Source organism: Parasulfitobacter algicola (genome assembly GCF_013315265.1).
Taxonomy (GTDB): domain Bacteria; phylum Pseudomonadota; class Alphaproteobacteria; order Rhodobacterales; family Rhodobacteraceae; genus Parasulfitobacter; species Parasulfitobacter algicola.
In genome coordinates this window covers 722553-742066 of sequence record NZ_JABUFE010000001.1, presented here as the reverse complement: position 1 = coordinate 742066, position 19514 = coordinate 722553, and the positions used below count along the sequence as shown (strand labels likewise).

Genomic DNA, 19514 nt, shown 5'->3' with positions numbered 1-19514 from the left:
ACTTATTCCATCAATCCAGTATTCAGTATCCCGTGTGGGTCAAAGCGATCTCTTAATCCTTTTGAGATCGCTGCCACTGGGGCAGGTTCGGGTTGAAAGACAGCCATTTTATTGCGGGTTTCTTCACTGGCCCGGATCAGAGTGGCGTGACCTTCAAAACCGTTTAAACCCGCACGGACATCGTTCCCCCGTGGCACCAAGGCCCAGATCAGCCCACCACCCCAATCATAAAACAGCTTGGACGCATTCAGTTTCGTCGCAACATCGGGCGCATCTGTTGGCTTGGCAGATATGCGCCAGACATCTCCATCTGCTTTTTGAAATCCCATCACATCGCGCGAGGCTTTCCAAATCATTGCAGATTTATCCTGATCCGCTTCCACACTAATTTCACCAAAAGATGCCAGAACATCCTTTAGTTGATCGGCCCTGTAACTGACAGAATTTGCAAAGCCTTCCAGTCTTAGCATCGTCACTGCACCGCCACCCGGAATGTCTGGCGTATGTGCGGCGGCCGATACCTCAAACGGGGAACCAAGTGCGGCAGACATCGCTTTGACTGCATCATGGTCAGATAGATTATGCAACATGACTGTGGCCTGGCTATCTGTTTGCGGCAGAACCTTCAACGATATTTCACTCAGCACACCCAGGGTGCCGTAGCTGCCCGCCATCAGCTTCACCAAGTCGTAGCCGGTGACATTCTTCATAACGCGGCCGCCGTTTTTCACGACCGTGCCCGTGCCATCCACAAACCGAACGCCCAGCATATAATCGCGGCACGCCCCGGCTTGGATACGGCGGGGCCCCGAGACATTGGCCGCAGCGACGCCGCCGATTGTCGGTTCACCTTTGGTGCCCAATAGGCTGCGGTGATCCATGGGTTCAAACGGCAGACGCTGGTTTTCCTTGGCCAGTGCGGCCTCAACCTCAGCCAGGGGTGTTCCGGCCTTGACCACAATTGTCAGCGCGCCAGGTTCGTACAGATCAATCCCGCTAAGACCTTGTGTCGATAAAACCTCGCCGATCACCGGCTTGCCAATCGGGCGTGTACCACCGCCCCTAATACACAGTGTACCTTTGGCAGATGCAATCGCCTCGGCCAATTCAGCTTCAGTTCTAGGAGATATCATTTATTCCGCAGCCACCTGTTGCATTCGCCGCGACTGAGACGCCACCAGCGGAAAGACCTTGGCCGGGTTCAGCAACCACTGCGGATCAAAGACGTCCTTTACGGCCATCTGAGCCTCAAGATCATCGCCGCTGAACTGGTCAAACATCAGATCGCGCTTTTCGATCCCCACACCGTGTTCACCGGTCAGACATCCGCCAGCCTCAACACACAGACGCAGGATGTCGGCGCCGAGTTTCTCGCACAGTTCCAGATCACCGGGTTTGTTGGCATCAAAAAGGATCAGCGGGTGCATATTACCGTCGCCCGCATGGAAAACATTCGCAACATCAAGGCCATAGTCCTTGCTCATCTCGCCAATGCGCTTCAGCACATAGGGCAGCGACGACACCGGGATTGTCCCGTCCAGACACATGTAATCGTTGATCTGCCCCATAGCGCCAAAGGCGGATTTGCGGCCCAGCCAGATGCGCCCGGCCTCATCGGCGTCTTTGGCTTCGCGCAGCTCAACCGGGTTATGCTTGCGCGCGATATCCATGATGACGGACAGTTGTTCGTCGATTTCGGCGTCTGATCCTTCGACCTCGACAATCAGCAGCGCTTCGCACATCGGATAACCTGCCTTGGCGAAAGCCTCGCACGCCTCAATACAAGGGCGATCCATGAATTCGATGGCCACAGGCAACACACCCGCCTTGATGATATCGGCCACACAGGCGCCTGCGACTTCGTTGTCGTTGAAGCCCATCAACACCGGCCGCGCACCTTCGGGCTTGCGCAGGATGCGCAGTGTGGCTTCGGTCACGACACCAAGCTGGCCTTCGGACCCACAGATGACGCCCAACAGATCCAGACCCCCGGAATCCAGATGCGCCCCGCCGATATCGACGATGGTGCCATCCATCATGACCATTTTGACACCCAACAGGTTGTTCGTGGTAACGCCATACTTCAAGCAATGCGCCCCGCCGGAATTCATCGCGATATTGCCTGCAATCGCACAGGCCAGCTGGCTGGAAGGGTCTGGCGCGTAAAAGAAATCTTCTTCCTCAACCGCGCCAGTGACACTAAGATTTGTGCGCCCAGTCTGCACACGGATAAAGCGGTTGTCGTAATCCGTTTCCAGCACCTGATTCATTCGCGCCGTGCCCAGGATCACGCTGTCAGCGGTGGGCAATGCGCCACCCGCCAGAGACGTACCCGCCCCACGCGGCACCACGGGCACATTTTCCTGATGGCAGATCTTCAACACCGCCGCGACGTCTTCGGTCGTGCTGGGCAAAACCGCAGCCAGGGGCGGGCATTTATAGGCCGTCAGCGCGTCACACTCATAGGCTTTGGTTTCAATCTCATCATGGATCACAGCCGATTTAGGCAGTACCTCTTGCAAACGCTCAATAATGCGCGCTTTTTTCGATAATACAGCCATATCGGGTATCGGCATTTCCATTTGAAGGCTCTCCCAATTCAATAAATTGGTAAGAAAATATAACCAATATCAGCATTAAGCAAGAGATTATTCAAAAAAACTGTTCATCAAAATATGGTATATATCTCTAAACTGTTGTTTTCATTAGGGAACAAACTCCGTATGCAAGATGACATGATCATGATGGACATCATAAAGCTGTTCACAGTCTGGGATGGGTTGGCCGTTTCAGTCTTATTCATCAGCTGGATCGGGATGAGTTTCATTATTGAACGTACATCAAACCGTCATCTTTCGGTTTCACTTTTGATGAATGATTACCGCCGAAATTGGATGAAAGAATTCGTCACCCGTGAGCCGCGCATCTTTGACGCACAGATCATGGCAAACCTGCGACAAGGAACGGCATTCTTTGTATCTGCGTGTATGATCGCCATTGGGGGCGGCATTGCGGTTATTGGCAATACAGAACAATTGCTGATGGTGGCCGATGATTTTGCGGTCGATCAAACGCCTGCGGTCGTCGTCGAAATTAAGCTTGTCGTCACGCTTTTATTTATGACCAACGCATTTCTGAAATTTGTCTGGGCGCATCGGCTGTTTGGCTATTGCTCAATCGTCATGGCGTCTGTGCCGAATGATATAACCGATCCAATCGCCCTTACCCGTGCTGAAAAAGCAGCTGAGATTAATATAACAGCTGCCAGAGGGTTCAATCGTGGTATGCGCTCCATCTATTTTGCCTTTGCAGCCGCTGCTTGGCTTTTGGGAACAGTTGCATTGGCCGCTGCGACTGTGATTACGGTGCTGGTGATCTGGCGGCGTGAATTTGCATCGCACTCACGCGCTGTTTTGATGGAGGACGACAATGTATAAATATCTTACCGCACTTTGTGTGCTAACACTTCCGGCACTGGCCGAAGATCCGACAATTGACTCGGTTAAAGCTGTGCAAACTGGGTCAGGATGGCGGTTCGATGTCACAATCAGCCATCCGGATACAGGTTGGGACCATTATGCAGATGGGTGGGACGTGCGCACAACAGATGGCACATCCCTGGGCCTGCGTGTTCTTCATCATCCCCATGTGAATGAACAACCGTTCACTCGTTCCATAAGCGGCATTGATATTCCTGCCGGCATCGACAGGGTGATGATTTACAGCCGATGTAATGAAACCGGATGGTCTGATGACGGTACTGAAGTTATTCTGACTGAATAAACTTTTCACTTCTCGTTTGTTTGCTGCGGCGCACAGCACAAATTATTACACGGGCAAGACGCCGCCCAGCCCGCGCAATATGAATTAAGCCAAACGTCCGTGACAGTGTTTGAATTTTTTGCCCGACCCACAAGGACACTGATCATTGCGACCCGGGTTGCCCCATGTTGATGGGTCATCTTCAACAAAACCATTCTCGGCTGTCTGTGCAGCTGCAGCTTCGGTCGCTTGCGCCATCGCAAGCTGTTGGGCTTTGAACTGATCAAGCATCGCTTGCTGTTCTTCGGGTGTCACTGGTCTGATATTGGCCAGTTTTTGGGTCACCTCTTCACGCAGACTGTCCAGCAGACTTTCAAACAACTGGAAACTTTCTGTCTTATATTCATTCAAAGGATCGCGCTGCGCATAGCCACGAAATCCGATAACGCTGCGCAATTGCTCAAGCACCACGATATGTTCACGCCACTTCGCGTCAATAATCTGCAGCAGCACCTGTTTTTCGACCTGACGCATGTTTTCAGGACCGAATTGCGCAGCTTTTGAGGCCATGAATTCATCGCCCGCCTTTTCCAGACGTTCGCACATCACTTCGTCATCTACACCCTCTTCTGCAGCCCAATCAGCCACAGGTGCGTCCAGGCCAAGGCGTTCCAGAACAGCTTCTTGCATGCCTTTGGTATCCCATTGATCGGCATAGGTTTTAGGCGGCATGAATTCGTCGATCAGATCATCAATCACCTGATGCCGCATATCTTGCGTGATCTCGGAAACGTCTTCCGTTTCCATGATTTCGCGACGCTGGCCAAAGATCACCTTACGCTGATCGTTCATCACATCATCAAATTTCAAAAGCTGCTTGCGCATGTCAAAGTTACGACCTTCGACCTTGGCTTGTGCTTTTTCCAACGATCTGTTGACCATCGGATGCACGATTGCCTCGCCTTCTTTCATACCAAGTGCTGACAATATCTTTTCAAGCCGCTCAGACCCGAAAATACGCATCAGATCATCTTCCATGGACAAAAAGAATGATGACCGCCCTGGATCACCCTGACGACCGGATCGGCCGCGCAGCTGATTGTCAATGCGGCGAGATTCGTGACGTTCGGTCGCCAAAACAAACAGACCGCCTGCCTCTTTGACCTTTTCCTTTTCTTCAGCGACTTCCGCCTCGATCCGGGAACGGACCTGATCTGGATCAGCCTCTGGATCTGCTGTCAGCGCCTGAAGAACACGCATTTCGACATTACCACCCAGCTGAATATCGGTTCCGCGACCCGCCATGTTGGTCGCAATAGTGACCGCATCCAGTTTCCCGGCATCCGCCACGATCTGCGCTTCCTTTTCATGCTGGCGCGCGTTCAAAACATTATGTGGAACACCCGCCTGAGTCAGCAGGTTGCTTAAAAATTCCGACTTCTCAATCGACGTGGTACCGACCAGAACCGGTTGATGTTTTTCATGCGCCATCTTGATTTCTTCTGCAATTGCAGCATATTTTTCGCGCGCTGTACGGAAAACTTTATCGTCTTCGTCAGTACGTGCGATAGGGCGGTTTGTTGGAACTTCGACAACACCAAGCCCATAAATCTCCTTAAATTCTTCAGCCTCGGTTAATGCTGTGCCAGTCATACCTGACAGTTTATTATATAAACGGAAATAGTTCTGGAATGTGACGCTGGCTTGCGTGACGTTTTCAGGCTTGATCTCAACGCCTTCTTTCGCCTCAATCGCCTGATGCAGTCCTTGTGACAATCGGCGGCCCGGTGTCATACGGCCGGTAAATTCGTCAACCAGCACAACTTCACCGTCGCGAACCACATAATCCTTGTCTTTTTCGAACATTCTGTGCGCGCGCAGGCCCTGATTGGCGTGATGGACGATTGTAATGCTTTCAGGATCATAAAGTGATTGATCTTCCGGCAGAATACCAAGCTCGTGCAGGCGCGCTTCCAGAAATTCATTGCCTTCTTCGGTGAAGGTCACATTTTTTTGCTTTTCATCCAATGTGAAATGCTCGTCCGTCAGTTCAGGGATCAGCTTATCAAGCGTGCCATATAAATCAGACCGATCTTCGGCCATGCCCGAGATGATAAGCGGCGTCCGTGCCTCATCGATCAAAATACTGTCAACTTCATCGACAATCGCAAAATTATGACCGCGTTGGGACATATCCCGCAGACTGGATTTCAGATTGTCACGCAGATAGTCAAAGGCCAGTTCATTGTTCGTGGCATAGGTGACATCTGCGGAATAGGCGGCTTTTTTCTGATCATCGGGTTGCATCGAATAGACAACGCTGCAAGTCAGGCCAAGCGCATTATACACTTTACTCATCCATTCGGAATCGCGCTGCGCCAGATAGTCGTTCACGGTAACGATATGCACGCCCTTGCCCGTCAGCGCATTCAGATAGGCCGGAAATGTGGCCACAAGGGTCTTGCCCTCGCCGGTTTTCATTTCCGAAATATTGCCCTGATGCAGAAAGATACCGCCCATCAATTGTGTGTCAAACGCCCGTAAACCAAGGGCGCGGCGCGCGCCTTCGCGGCAATTGGCAAAAGCTTCGGGCAAAAGATCGTCCAGGTTTTCACCGTTCATGGCCCGTGTCGCCAGCTCTTCGGTCTTTTGTTTCAGACCTTCATCGGACAGCGCTTCATACTCAGGCTCAAGCGCATTTATCTGCTCAACCAGCGGGCGCGTCGCTTTAATTTTACGATCATTCGGCGTCCCGAACACTTTTTTAGCGACTGTTCCAATACCCAGCATAATCTCTCCACCAGCGGTCTAACATCTTTGTCATGAGGGAGTTGCTTGCCCGTCCGGGTCCCTGCCCATAGAACATGTGGGAATGCAGGCTCTCACGCACCTTCGCGATGTAAGGGTCCCGTTTCAGAGTGTCAACGTCGCCCTTGCGTGCGACCGATCAAAGGATGAATAGATGTTCAAACGCCATAAGCTTCTTGCTGCAACAATTTTGACCGCTGCGCTGGTACAACCAGCCTTTGCACAAGATGCCGAAACAACGCCGGAAACAGACGTAACTGCGGAAACTGTCGTGACAACGATAAACGGTCAGGACATCACCATAGGTCACCTGATTATCGCGCGCACACAATTGCCGCAGCAATTTCAACAACTGCCAAATGATGTTCTGCTAGAAGGGCTTGTGGATCAACTGACACAGCAAGCACTGCTCTCGCAATCGCTGGATGAATTGCCCCGACGTGCAGAAATGGCGTTGGAAAACGAACGTCGTTCGATGTTGGCCGGTGAAGTTATTCAGGAAGTCACAGGCAGCGCGATCACAGATGAATCTGTTCAGAAAGCCTACGAAGATACATACGCAAATGCCGAGCCAGAGCGCGAATATCAGGCATCGCATATCTTGGTTGATAGCGAAGAAGAGGCTATTACGATCAAGGCAGAACTGGATGAGGGTGCTGATTTTGCAACGCTTGCTGCTGAAAAATCGACTGGCCCTTCGGGTCCCAATGGCGGTGATCTTGGTTGGTTCGGGGCCGGAATGATGGTGGCAGAGTTCGAAGAAGCTACTTTTGCCTTGGAAAAAGACCAGGTATCAGACCCTGTGCAAACACAATTTGGCTGGCATGTTATCAAATTGGTGGACAGCCGTTTGAAAAGTGCGCCTGCCTTGGATGACGTGCGCAGCGAATTGGAAGCTCAGGTTCAGCGCGAAGCCGTTGATGCCCGCATTGAAGAGCTTAAAAGCGCTGCTGAAATCACAACGATCGAATTGGACACGATTGATCCCAACGTGTTGCAGCAATACGATCTTTTGCAGTAACGCATCATGAAAAAATCCCCGCTTGCCCCGGCAGAATTTCCGCAGCTTCCGATTATTGATGGCGTGCGCTTTGCTTCGGTTGAGGCAGGCGTGCGGTATCAGGGCCGCAAAGACGTTATGCTGGCTGACTTGCGACCCGGCACAACAATCGCTGGCGTTTTTACAAAATCGGCAACCAGATCAGCGCCTGTACTGGATTGCCAAAGCAAATTGGGCATTGCCCCTGACCAAGGGGCAGCCATTATCGTAAATTCCGGAAATGCCAACGCGTTCACCGGCAAAAACGGGACAGATGCCACAACGGCAGTAACCAGCGCTGTCGCTGATTGTCTTGATATTCCTGAACAACGCGTTTTTTCATCATCAACGGGTGTGATCGGTGAGGCGTTGGCACACAGTAAGATCACAGAAAAACTGAATGAATTAAAAGCCGGGTTGTCTGAACATGGTATAAAAGGGGCCGCCGAAGCCATCATGACGACCGACACTTTTGCCAAGGGCAGTGCCAAAACCCTGAATATCGGTGGCAAGGCTGTAAATATCAGCGGTATCGCCAAGGGTTCAGGGATGATCGCACCCGATATGGCGACGATGCTGGTCTATATCTTCACTGATGCCAAAATTGCCCATCCTGACTTGCAGGCGATGCTGGCCGAGTTGACTGATATGACCTTTAACTGCATTACCGTTGATAGCGACACATCCACATCCGACACTCTATTAATTGCAGCGACCGGGGCGTCAGGGGTGGATGTCACGAACAGCGCTGACTTTCGACTTGCGTTGCATGAAGTGATGCTGGATCTGGCGCATCAGGTTGTCAAAGATGGCGAAGGGGCCTCAAAATTCGTGGAAATTCGCGTCATCGGTGCCGCGTCAAATACAGAGGCCAAACAAATTGGCCTAGCGATTGCGAATTCCCCCTTGGTTAAAACAGCGATTGCCGGTGAAGACCCAAATTGGGGGCGCGTCGTTATGGCCGTCGGCAAAGCTGGCGCCCAAGCAAATCGTGATCTGTTGTCTATCCGCTTTGGAGATATCCTTGTTGCTGAAAAAGGGTGGGTTTCGCCAGACTACAAGGAACAACAGGGCGCTGATTATATGAAAAATCAAAATCTGCTTTTACAGGTCGATCTGGGCTTAGCTGCTGGAATGGCCACAGTGTGGACGTGCGATCTGACCCATGACTATATCCGTATTAACGCTGATTACCGATCATGAAAGTTGTTTTGGTGTCCGCCGTTGCGCTGATTGACGTGGAAGGCCGGATTTTGTTGGCCCAACGCCCAGAAGGTAAATCGATGGCTGGTCTTTGGGAATTTCCAGGCGGTAAGGTTGAGGTTGGTGAAACACCCGAAGTTGCTTTGATTCGTGAGCTGGAAGAAGAGTTGGGGATCAACACGTGGCAAAGCTGCCTTGCCCCCCTGACTTTTGCCAGCCATGGCTATAACAATTTTCATCTTTTGATGCCGCTATTTGCTTGCCGGAAATGGGATGGAATTCCGCAATCTAAAGAAGGGCAAAAACTGGCCTGGGTGCGTCCGAATGCATTGCGGGATTATCCGATGCCTGCAGCTGACGTCCCACTGATTCCGATTCTTCGTGATTGGCTTTAGCGTCAACATTAAGTTATTTTTACAGGAATTGTTCGCGATCTGCACAAAGTTTCACCAAAAATAATAACAATGTGAGCAATTAGTAGCTGTTTTTTGCACAATATCATTCTACTCTATCATTATCAGACCTTCAAAAAGGTGAAGCATGTTGAAAACAATAATCCTAGGAAGTTGTGTTTCAGTGCAAGGTATTTTGGTTTCAAAACTATCTAACGGTAAGATCCGCGTCCGCGTTGGACAGCAAACATTTGACGGTTTTCCCGTTACTTAACCCATAAATCTTTGGGTAATGAACATGGGGCGCATACGAAAGCCCCGTGTTCAAATTTTTCAAACAAAAAATCCCAGACATAAGGCGGCACAATCATTGCGTGTATCGCCACATCTGTATCTCACTTTCGCCTCTTTTTTTCGTGATAAAAGGGTAGACATTTTCTTGAGATATGTTCGACTGACTGGAAATAAAAATACGAAAGCAGGGTTTATTTCGTAATGATCAACAAGGCGTAAGAGGTGATATGCAGTCTTTTATGAAGGGCGTTTGTTGCGCTGTACTTGGTTTAAGTGTTGCCGTTTGTGGCGCCCATGCTGACCGAAGGCCTGTTCATGTTGAAGGATCCACCTCATCCGCGACGATCAAACAGGGCACAAACTATAGGGCCATCAGTTCCCGCGCGCCCCTTCAAGCCTATTATCAGAATTTAGAAACATATTTTTTGAAACAGGGCCATCTGCGCAATGATTCAAATGCGAGAGGCGTCAACTGGAATTCTGACACACTTATTCGCAATTTCATTCAAATCGCAATGCACAGCGAGTACGGCAGCAAAAGTGGCATGTTTTATTCGATGCAAGCCGAAGGCGTGTTGCGACGTTGGAAAGATCCTATCAGAATAAGTACTGTTTATGGCAAAAGCATCAGCCCCACGCTCAAGCAAAGCTTTTCTGAAGATATCAGCCATACCGTTTCGATATTGCGCAACGCGACGCGGCATAACGTTAGTTTTTCGAACAAGAATCCAAATTTTCTTATGATTGTTGTGAACGACACCGAACGCCGCAATCTTCGCCCATTTTTAAATAAAGTGGCACCGCAGTTAAGCGGCCCGGGGTTACGCGCCATTCTAAAAATGCCCAAAAATGTCATGTGTATGGTTCTGGCGCGCCCTCATGATGATCCTAGATATGGATATAAGGGTGCCATTGTTATCGTGCGGGCAGAACACACCCCGCGTATGCGCAGATCATGTATTCAGGAAGAAATGGCACAGGCCATGGGCCTGCCTAACGATAGTGATGCGGCCAGACCTTCGATCTTTAATGATAACGAAGAATTTGGTGTTCTGACTAATCACGATCTGATGCTACTGCGGATGTTGTATGACCCCAGATTAAAGCCCGGGATGACCATTGAACAAGTCACCCCGATTTTGCCAAAAGTCACAAAGGCCGCTTTAAACAGATAAGGTTGCCGCGAAAATGACGAATAAGCGTTCACTGGATTAATCCAGTGAACGCTCAATCTCTTCGCGCTCGAAAATCTCGATTACATCGCCAGTGCGAATATCATCATAATTCTCAAACGCCATACCGCACTCCTGACCGGATTGTACGTCAGACACCTCGTCCTTGAAGCGCTTCAGCGTTTTCAATGTGCCTTCGTGGATAACAACGTTATCGCGCAGCAAACGTACACCGGCAGATCTGCGGGCGACACCTTCGGTCACCAGACAACCTGCCACTTTGCCAACACCTGATACTTTGAAAACTTCGCGAATTTCGGCATAGCCAATGAAGTTTTCCTTGATTTCCGCGCTCAGCAAACCGCTTGCGGCTTGCTTCACATCGTCAACCAGATCGTAAATTACCGAATAATAGCGTATCTCAACGCCTTTTTGGTTCGCAACATTCCGCGCCGTTGCATTCGCCCGAACGTTGAACCCAAAGACAGGCGCGCCCGACGCTTCAGCCAATCCGATATCAGTTTCCGTAATCGCACCGACACCGGAATGCAGAACGCGAACGCGAACTTCATCATTCCCGATTTTCTCCATCGCCTGAACAATGGCTTCCGCAGATCCTTGTACGTCAGCTTTCACCAAAATCGGCATCTCGCTTACGTCTTCATCCGCTTTTGCATTCGCCATCAACTGTTCAAGTGTTGTGGCGGCACCAGCTGCAGCACGTTTATCCTTGGCGGCATTTTCGCGATATTCAGCGATTTCACGAGCTTGGGCTTCGGTATCAACAACGTTCAGAACATCGCCCGCTTCAGGTGTGCCGTTTAGACCTAGAACCTCAACCGGAACCGATGGACCAGCTTCGGTCACACGGTCACCTTGATCATTGATCAAAGCACGCACTTTACCGTATTGCTCACCCACAACAAAGATATCACCCTGTTTTAGGGTCCCATTTTGCACCAGAACCGTCGCAACCGGACCGCGACCCACATCAAGCTGAGCCTCAATCACCGCACCAGATGCAGCACGATCAGGGTTTGCCTTAAGGTCTAAAAGTTCCGACTGAAGCAGAATATTTTCTAGCAACTGGTCAAGACCTGTGCCTTTGATGGCCGAAACTTCAACATCCAGCACATCACCAGACATCTTTTCGACGATCACTTCGTGCTGCAGCAAATCCGTACGCACCTTGTCAGCATTCGCATCAGGCTTATCGCATTTGTTGATCGCAACAATCATCGGAACCTGTGCGGCTTTGGCGTGATTGATCGCCTCAATCGTCTGCGGCATGACAGCGTCATCAGCAGCCACAACAAGGATCACGATATCAGTGACCTGCGCACCGCGCGCGCGCATAGATGTAAAGGCAGCGTGACCCGGTGTATCCAAGAATGTCAGCTTATGACCTTGCTGCTCAACCTGATAAGCACCGATGTGCTGCGTGATACCGCCAGCTTCGCCAGATACAACCTTGGCGTTGCGGATCGCGTCCAGCAAAGATGTTTTACCATGATCGACGTGGCCCATAACTGTGATGACCGGAGGGCGCGGCTGCAATTCATCGTCTTTGTCTTCAATCTGATGAATGACATCTTCCACATCAGAATCAGATACACGTACAACCTTATGGCCGAATTCTTCGATAATCAGCTCTGCCGTGTCTGCATCAATCGTCTGGTTTTGTGTCGCCATGATGCCATTTGTCATCAAAGCTTTAACAACATCAGCAACACGCTCTGCCATACGGTTGGCAAGTTCCTGAACCACGATAGCCTCAGGCAACTGCACATCACGCATGACCTTTTCACGCGGCTCATTTCCACCCATTGCTTTTTGACGGGCGCGTTCCTGTTTGCGTTTCATCGCAGCCATGGATCGCTGACGTCCGCCTTCACCACCGGCCAAAGCCTGATTCAGGGTTAACTTGCCAGAGCGTCTGCCGCTGTCATCGCCACGGCCCTTGCCACGGTTATTACGGTCATTGTTATTTTCAGCTTCGCGCTCACGACCACGAACCGGTTGTTTTGATGGCGCTGCGCGGGACGGTGTTGTGACCTCTTTTGCAGGGGCTGCCTGTGCAGCGGCCTCGCGTTTTGCGGTCTCTTCCACTTCGCGCTTCTTGCGCTCTTCTTCTTCAACTTTCGCTTTTGCGCGCTCTTCGCGTTCACGCTCTTCGCGTTCTTTGATTTCTTGTTCTTCGCGGCGACGCTTACGATCCTGTTCGCGGGCTTTTTCAGCAGCTTCACGTTCAGCAGCCTCTTGCGACTCGCGGGCTCTGGCAGCCTGAAGCGCTTTTAAGCGACGATCCATTTCGGCATCAGAAATGCCCGCGGGACGCTTGGAAGGATCGCCCACAGAGGAATTTCCGGATGCTTTTGCACCACCAGGTTTGGGCACAACAACGCGTTTGCGTTTCGTTTCCACCACGACGCTTTTCGTCCGGCCATGGCTAAAGCTTTGCTTTACATTGCCCGAACGTGGTCCGCCGCGCAGACCCAAAGTTTTTTTACCGTCGTCTTCACTCATCTAGAGTCTTATCCTTCCCGGCGATCCTTACCGCCGTCCAATCCGCGCACGCCTTTCAGCATTTCAGCGGTCTCTACAACACGCTTGCTGAGTCCACCAGAGGCGAGTGCGCCGTGTATCACACTTTCCCGTCCGAATGCCAAACCCAATTCTGAAGCCGTCAGGATTCCGATGAAACGGCCCCCTTCGGGTGTTCGCAGCTTTGACTTTCCTCGTTCAGAGCCGTCTGTCGCCTGAAGCAGCACTTTTGCTGCATCATTCATCAGCCAGCTTTTAACCTTTTCATATCCCGCAACGGCTTGTCCGGCTTTGCGGGCCAACGATACCAATTCCACCAAACGCCGGGCCAATTGCGTGTCAACGTCATCCAACAACGTATCAGGCACCGTTACATTTTGCTTGGTCGCACGGGAAAACAGCCCCTTATTCACAGCCTTTTCTATAGCATCTTTTTCAGCAGCCACCCAGACACCGCGTCCGGGAAGCTTTTGCAGAATATCAGGAATAACCTGTCCCGTAGGGTGAATCACAAAGCGCATCAGACCTGATTTGGGCTGAACCTCACCGGTTGCAATGCATTTGCGTTCGACCTCATCGCGATCTTTGGTTTTTCCCCCACGTGTCATAACAGTGTCCAAGACCTGAAATCAGGCCTCAGTCTCCTCTTGCTCTTGTTCTGGTGCGTCTTCTTTTCCCAACTCTGTCGGATCGACCCAACCTAGCATGACACGTGCGGTCATAACCAGATTTTGCGCCTCTTCCAGGCTGACGTCAAATTTTTCCAGAACCCCGTCATCCTTGACCCGTTCACCATCGACTGTTGTCCAGCCACCGGCCAGTTCCCAGTCTGCACATGTTGCGAAATCTTCCAGCGTTTTAATATCGTCTTCGGCCAGCGCCTCAATCATTTGGGGTGTCAGGCCTTCGAATTCAACCAAGCTGTCTTCTACACCCAATTCACGGGCTTTTTCCATAGCTTTTTTGTTCATTTCTTCCAGACAATCACGGGCACGCGCCTGTAATTCGCTGGCAGTATCAGAATCAACACCATCGATGACCAAAAGTTCGTCTACTTCGACATAGGCGACTTCTTCAAGCGACGTAAAGCCTTCGGACACCAGAAGCTGGGCAAAAAATTCGTCCAGATCAAGCGTGTCCATGAAAAGCTTTGTGCGTTCCGCAAATTCAGCCTGACGACGTTCAGATTCGTCTGATTCCGTCATAATGTCGATATCAAGTCCGGTCAGCTGTGACGCCAACCGCACATTTTGACCACGACGACCAATGGCAAGCGACAATTGATCATCGGGCACCACAACTTCGATCCGTTCGGCTTCTTCGTCCAGAACAACCTTACTGACTTCAGCGGGTTGAAGCGCGTTCACGAGGAATGTTGGCTGATCTTCATTCCAGGGGATAATGTCGATCTTTTCACCCTGCAACTCATTGACAACGGCCTGCACCCGGCTGCCGCGCATACCAACGCAGGCACCCACCGGGTCAATTGAGCTGTCATAGCTGATGACCGCAATCTTGGCACGTGATCCAGGGTCACGGGCGACCGCCTTTATCTCAATAATACCATCGTAAATCTCGGGCACTTCCATTTTGAATAGTTCGGCCATGAACTCTGGCGCGGTGCGGCTAAGGAAAATCTGCGGGCCGCGCTGTTCGCGGCGCACGTCCTTGATATAACAACGGATACGATCATTCGGGCGATAGCTTTCGCGGCCGATTTTTTCGTTCCGGCGCAGCACAGCTTCACCAGAGCCCACATCAACAATCACATTGCCATATTCTTCGCGCTTGACCTGCGCATTGATGATAGTGCCCGCACGATCCTTGAATTCTTCGAATTGGCGATCACGTTCAGCTTCGCGAATTTTCTGCAAGATCACCTGTTTGGCGGATTGCGCCGCAATGCGACCCATTTCAACAGGTGGCACTTCTTCGATCAGCTGATCGCCAATTTTAGGATCATCCAGATATTGCTTGGCTTGTTCTAAAGTAAATTCAGCCTGATAATTCTCAAGCTCTTCTTCTTCGACCACAGTCCGCACACGGGTAAATGTTGCTTTACCGGTTTTGCGATCAATGGACACATGAATATCCATTTCCGCGCCATAACGGCTTTTGGCTGCACGGGCCAAGCTTTCTTCCATCGCTTCAACAACCAACCCGGGGTCGATCATTTTTTCACGCGCGACGGCTTCGGCCGTTTGCAACAATTCAAGCTGGTTGGCGGAAGTGATTGCCATGTCAGTCCTCCTCAGACTGGGTCTCAGTCTTTATTTCGTCAAAATCGTCTTCATTCACCACACCAGCCGCTTTGCGTTGGCGCAGCATTTCCTTGATCAGATCATCCGTCAGCACAAGTTTTGCATCTGACAGCCAATCGAATTTCAGCCCAATCGTGCCTTCTTCGATATTAATCAAAACCTCATCGCCTTCGATGCCGGCCAGTTCACCTTTGAAGCGGCGGCGGCCATCAATCAGTTCGGTTGTTTCCAACTTGGCTTCATATCCCTGCCATAAATCGAAATCTTTCAGCCGAGTCAAAGGCCGGTCGATTCCAGGCGATGACACTTCAAGCGTATAGGCATCCAGAATCGCGTCTTCCACATCCAACGTTGCACTAACTGCGGTCGAGATGTCTGCGCAATCGTCAACCTCGATCGTACCATCAGATTTTTGCGCCATGATCTGCAAGGTTGATGTTTTACCGCTCATCAATCTGACACGCACAAGTTCAAATCCCATCCCTTCAATCACGGGCAGGATGATTTCAGCCAAACGGCGGTCAATGGCGGCTTTCGCAACAAGATCGTTCATATGGTCAGTTTCTGCATATTCAGAGCACAAAAAAACGGGCGCGCGGCCCGTCGATATTTCCCGGTGGAGCGTTTGGTTTGGACCCCGACGCGCCGCTGTTGTTGTGCATATACGCTTCACTTCGCGAGTCTGCAAGCACTGCTTTGCTTTAATCTTAAAATGAAAAACCCCGCCGGACCGGGCGGGGTTTTAAACGGCAAAGTTTATTGTGCATTAAATCACAAAGGCGTGCAGCCCAGTTGCCGTTGTTCCTGTTGCATTCACCCGAACGATACCCACGGGCAAAACTGCGCGATCACCAACTTCGACAGTACGCTCAAAGCCCTTGATGCTGACAAAGCTGACGGCACCACCATTTTCAACATAAAGCGCAACGGCGACATCGGGTAAATCTTGCCCATCATTCGGTACCACGGGTGCCATATCAGCGGCAGGACCGTTCAGGGGAAGTGTGCGATTCTTGAATGGGTTTGACATATTTATAATCCTTTGCGCAGCCACTGGGGCGTTGTGGGTTCCCGCAAAAACTAGAAACAAAGTCTTAACCATGCCTTTCATCAGCGTACGCACGCAAATTTGCCTGAAGGAAGCACTGTCATTTCAATACGCAAATTGTCGAATTAACCAAAAATCAACCATCGGGGCTTAGCGCATTAACTAAGTTAAACTTTATATAGAGTAACCCAATTTTGGTGATGTATTGACCAATGCAAATGGATCAAATGGCCTGAAAGACCTGTTTGCAGTGGCATCTAATCGTGCATTCGGTCAGATCATTCTGTTTCTGTCCACACTTTATTGCACAACGTTTTTTGACCCTGCCGCGTTTGGGGCTTTGGGTCTTTTTATGTCGGTTGTCGCGCTTCTTGTGCAGTTCACATCTGGTCGCGCTGATGCTGTGGCGTTGGCATCAAAACAGCCCAACACCGCAAGGCGTTACATCGGGATTAGCTACCGACTGAACGGACTATTTTTCCTTTTAATCGCAACTGTTTGCGTCTTTGCGATATTGGGTGGTGCAAACCCGATCTGGGGTTTGCTTCCAATTTCCATTCTCATCACATCGCTCGTTCAATATGTTTTACCCGCACAAATCACACTGTTGGGACATGCTCGCAAAGCGGCACGACCTGTGGGCATTGCATCCTGTATAACTGGGTTTGTTCAAGTGCTTACTGCTTTTCTTTGGCCAACAACCACAGCGCTAATCCTATCGCGCGTCACAGGAAATGTTGTGGGTGCAACAGCGGTATTTAGGTCATTGCGGGAAGGCATGGGGTTTGCCCGAACACACAAACTGACCCGCCGAAATTTACGACCCGTCAAAAGGGAATTCATGCTTGGTGCGCCCTCGGCAACATTAACTATTCTTGGTTTCCAAATTCCAGTTTACCTGCTGTCGTTTTGGGGACAGCCAGAACTAGTTGGGTATTACTGGTTTGGCTTTAATTTGCTTTTGACACCTTATCTTGTGATTGCAGCCAGCTTTCGTCCATTGTTTGCCCGTCAGGTTATAGGCAAAATCAAACAAGGTGCTGCATCGCAATTCATGCTGAAATCAACTGGAATCGCAATCGTGCTTGGCGTTGTGTTTTCAGCCGGTATGACCTTTTTGGCACTTAGCATTATTGCACTGTTTCTTCCCAGCACATGGGCGCCTGCGGTACTGTTCACACAAGCCATTGCATTGATGCTTGTCGGTTTGATCGCAACAACCCCATTGAATGCAGCAGCAACCGCTTTGCGTATTCAACAACAAGCCCTCTGGTTTAACTTTGCACAACTTTGTTTGCGAACAGTGGCGCTAATCTTAACATATTGGCTAACAAATGATGCGATATTGGCAGTTTTTGTCTTTGCGGCCGTATCCTTGACCCTATCACTTGGATACTGCGCGCTTATAATGCGATCGTCACTGGCATCTCAAACACGGGTGGTCATGCCATGACTGTTCGCTTTCATACGCCCGTTCGTAAAGTCATTTGGAAACTGCAGCGGCTGTTTTGGTCAGGTGAAACGCTGGCCCGCAAGTCAGGGGTCACACTTGGTCAAAATTGCCGAATTCTGACCAAGGATTTCGGGTCTGAACCTTTTTTGATCACAATCGGAAACAACGTCACTGTGTCGGGGGATGTAAAATTTATCAATCACGATGGGGCAGGTTGGCTGGTGCGCGATCAAAAAGGGCGGCGGTATTCATTCCGACCTATTCAGATTGGCAATGATGTCTTTATTGGCAGCGGTACGCTCCTTATGCCTGGCGTTAAAATTGCGGACCGCGTAATCGTAGCAGCAGGCAGTGTCGTAACAAAATCAATACCATCGGGCATCGTCATTGGGGGACGACCTGCAAAATACATCTGTGACTACAGCGATTTCGAACAACGCGCGCTTGATTGGGTGTCGGATACGGACATGCCAGATACTGACAGTTATCGTAACAGGATCGAAGCAATGGCAGACCTGTCATTCAAACCCGAGATGGACACTTCGTGACCGAACGAAAGCCCCATATCATGGTGCTTGGCCTGCGCGATATTCAGGCGACTCAAGGCGGGATAGAGACCCATGTGGCGCAATTGGCTAACAGGTTAGCAGATGATTTTCGCGTTACAATTCTGGCGCGGAAACCTTACTATGAAGGTGCTGCAAAGAATGGGGCAATCCATATTGTTCCATTATGGTGCCCGCAAAAAGCCAATCTTGAAACGATCATACATTCACTGATCGGAGTGCTTTATGCAGCATTTAAACGTCCCGATATATTGCATATCCATGCCGTCGGTCCTTGCATCGTTGTTCCACTGGCGCGGCTGTTCGGACTGAAAACCGTCGCGACGCACCACGGCAAGGATTATGATCGCGAAAAATGGGGACAATTCGCACGCTTTATCCTTAAAATTGGTGAACGTTTCATGGCGCGCTTTGCCAACAGGCGGATCGTTATTTCATCCAGCCTGCAAAAAGAATTGGCGCAGAAATATCACAAAAGTTTCACTTTCATACCGAATGGCGCACCTGCCTTATCCAAATCTGCAAATACCGATTTTCTGGATTATCTGGGTCTGAAGCCGGGTCAGTACGGTTTGACTGTCGGACGTCTGGTTCCGGAAAAACGGCAAGATGATCTGATCCATGCGTTTTTGGCGGCAAAGCTGCTGGACGTAAAATTGGTTATTGCGGGCAATGCAGATCACGAGACCACTTATTCCCAAAAACTAAGGGGTTTAGCCATACAATCCGATGATATCGTGCTTGCTGGTTTTGTTACAGGCGAAAACCTACGGCAGCTGTTTAGTCACGCAAGGCAATTTATCCTGCCCTCTAGTCACGAAGGTCTTCCAATTGCGCTGCTGGAAGCCATGCAATACGAATTACCCATCGTTGCCAGCGATATTTCCGGCAATCTTGAGGCAGCTTTGGATCAGGATTTCTATTTTCCAGTGGGCGATATTGATGCGCTGACGCAAAAACTGGAACGGGCTT

The 19514-nt window shown here is 50.4% G+C and carries 16 protein-coding genes and 1 pseudogene; 9 read left to right on the top strand and 8 right to left on the bottom strand.

Translation table 11 applies throughout. The annotated features are described in order from the left end of the window. Nucleotides 1-2: 2 nt before the first annotated feature. Together HRQ87_RS03620 and HRQ87_RS03615 are read right to left on the bottom strand one after the other, a co-directional pair. Nucleotides 3-1130 (bottom strand): FAD-binding protein, encoded by a 1128-nt coding sequence (locus HRQ87_RS03620; RefSeq protein ID WP_174135393.1) that lies wholly within the window; start codon nt 1128-1130, stop codon nt 3-5. Nucleotides 1131-1133: 3 nt separating this feature from the next. Continuing rightward, nucleotides 1134-2582, bottom strand: coding sequence for an FAD-linked oxidase C-terminal domain-containing protein (locus tag HRQ87_RS03615; protein ID WP_174135273.1), 1449 nt, complete (start codon nt 2580-2582; stop codon nt 1134-1136). A gap of 153 nt (nt 2583-2735) precedes the next feature. Between HRQ87_RS03615 and HRQ87_RS03610 the strand changes: the two genes are divergently transcribed. Both HRQ87_RS03610 and HRQ87_RS03605 read left to right on the top strand, forming a co-directional pair. Beyond that, complete coding sequence (locus tag HRQ87_RS03610) at nt 2736-3437, top strand: DUF599 domain-containing protein (RefSeq protein ID WP_174135391.1); 702 nt, start codon at nt 2736-2738, stop codon at nt 3435-3437. Beyond that, nucleotides 3430-3783: a hypothetical protein gene (locus HRQ87_RS03605; RefSeq protein ID WP_174135271.1), complete on the top strand. Its 354-nt coding sequence runs from the start codon at nt 3430-3432 to the stop codon at nt 3781-3783. Before HRQ87_RS03610 ends, HRQ87_RS03605 begins: the two co-directional genes overlap by 8 nt. A gap of 84 nt (nt 3784-3867) precedes the next feature. Here HRQ87_RS03605 and secA read toward each other — a convergent pair whose 3' ends face one another. Further along, nucleotides 3868-6552 (bottom strand): preprotein translocase subunit SecA, encoded by a 2685-nt coding sequence (secA, locus tag HRQ87_RS03600; RefSeq protein WP_174135269.1) that lies wholly within the window; start codon nt 6550-6552, stop codon nt 3868-3870. Between the two features lie 172 nt (nt 6553-6724). Here secA and HRQ87_RS03595 point away from each other — a divergent pair, with 172 nt between their 5' ends. The 4 genes from HRQ87_RS03595 to HRQ87_RS03580 all read left to right on the top strand — a co-directional run bounded on the left by HRQ87_RS03595 (nt 6725) and on the right by HRQ87_RS03580 (nt 10673). Then, nucleotides 6725-7591, top strand: a complete 867-nt coding sequence (locus HRQ87_RS03595; protein WP_174135266.1) for a peptidylprolyl isomerase — start codon at nt 6725-6727, stop codon at nt 7589-7591. A gap of 6 nt (nt 7592-7597) precedes the next feature. After that, on the top strand, nt 7598-8812 hold the full coding sequence (argJ, locus tag HRQ87_RS03590) for a bifunctional glutamate N-acetyltransferase/amino-acid acetyltransferase ArgJ (protein WP_174135264.1): 1215 nt from the start codon (nt 7598-7600) through the stop codon (nt 8810-8812). Then, complete coding sequence (locus HRQ87_RS03585) at nt 8809-9207, top strand: (deoxy)nucleoside triphosphate pyrophosphohydrolase (protein WP_174135262.1); 399 nt, start codon at nt 8809-8811, stop codon at nt 9205-9207. Before argJ ends, HRQ87_RS03585 begins: the two co-directional genes overlap by 4 nt. Nucleotides 9208-9725: 518 nt before the next feature. Further along, on the top strand, nt 9726-10673 hold the full coding sequence (locus HRQ87_RS03580) for a DUF2927 domain-containing protein (RefSeq protein WP_174135260.1): 948 nt from the start codon (nt 9726-9728) through the stop codon (nt 10671-10673). Nucleotides 10674-10709: 36 nt separating this feature from the next. On the opposite strand, the gene infB is transcribed toward HRQ87_RS03580, so the two are convergent. The 5 genes from infB to HRQ87_RS03555 form a co-directional block, all read right to left on the bottom strand. Then, nucleotides 10710-13196 (bottom strand): translation initiation factor IF-2, encoded by a 2487-nt coding sequence (gene infB / locus HRQ87_RS03575; protein ID WP_174135258.1) that lies wholly within the window; start codon nt 13194-13196, stop codon nt 10710-10712. An 8-nt stretch (nt 13197-13204) separates the two neighbouring features. Then, nucleotides 13205-13822, bottom strand: coding sequence for an RNA-binding protein (locus tag HRQ87_RS03570; protein ID WP_174135256.1), 618 nt, complete (start codon nt 13820-13822; stop codon nt 13205-13207). A gap of 21 nt (nt 13823-13843) precedes the next feature. Further along, nucleotides 13844-15454, bottom strand: a complete 1611-nt coding sequence (gene nusA / locus HRQ87_RS03565) for a transcription termination factor NusA (RefSeq protein WP_174135254.1) — start codon at nt 15452-15454, stop codon at nt 13844-13846. A gap of 1 nt (nt 15455) precedes the next feature. Further along, nucleotides 15456-16028: a ribosome maturation factor RimP gene (gene rimP, locus HRQ87_RS03560; protein ID WP_174135252.1), complete on the bottom strand. Its 573-nt coding sequence runs from the start codon at nt 16026-16028 to the stop codon at nt 15456-15458. A 213-nt stretch (nt 16029-16241) separates the two neighbouring features. Continuing rightward, entirely contained in the window at nt 16242-16505 is a 264-nt protein-coding gene (locus tag HRQ87_RS03555) for a spike base protein, RCAP_Rcc01079 family (protein ID WP_174135250.1), read from the bottom strand. 223 nt (nt 16506-16728) lie between these two features. Between HRQ87_RS03555 and HRQ87_RS03550 the strand changes: the two genes are divergently transcribed. The 3 genes and pseudogenes from HRQ87_RS03550 to HRQ87_RS03540 form a co-directional block, all read left to right on the top strand. Then, nucleotides 16729-17976 (top strand): lipopolysaccharide biosynthesis protein, encoded by a 1248-nt coding sequence (locus HRQ87_RS03550; protein ID WP_174135248.1) that lies wholly within the window; start codon nt 16729-16731, stop codon nt 17974-17976. Beyond that, nucleotides 17973-18524, top strand: a complete 552-nt coding sequence (locus tag HRQ87_RS03545) for an acyltransferase (protein ID WP_174135246.1) — start codon at nt 17973-17975, stop codon at nt 18522-18524. Before HRQ87_RS03550 ends, HRQ87_RS03545 begins: the two co-directional genes overlap by 4 nt. 20 nt (nt 18525-18544) lie before the next feature. Continuing rightward, nucleotides 18545-19504 (top strand): annotated as a pseudogene (locus HRQ87_RS03540) (glycosyltransferase family 4 protein); the annotation flags it as partial. Nucleotides 19505-19514 lie beyond the last annotated feature (10 nt).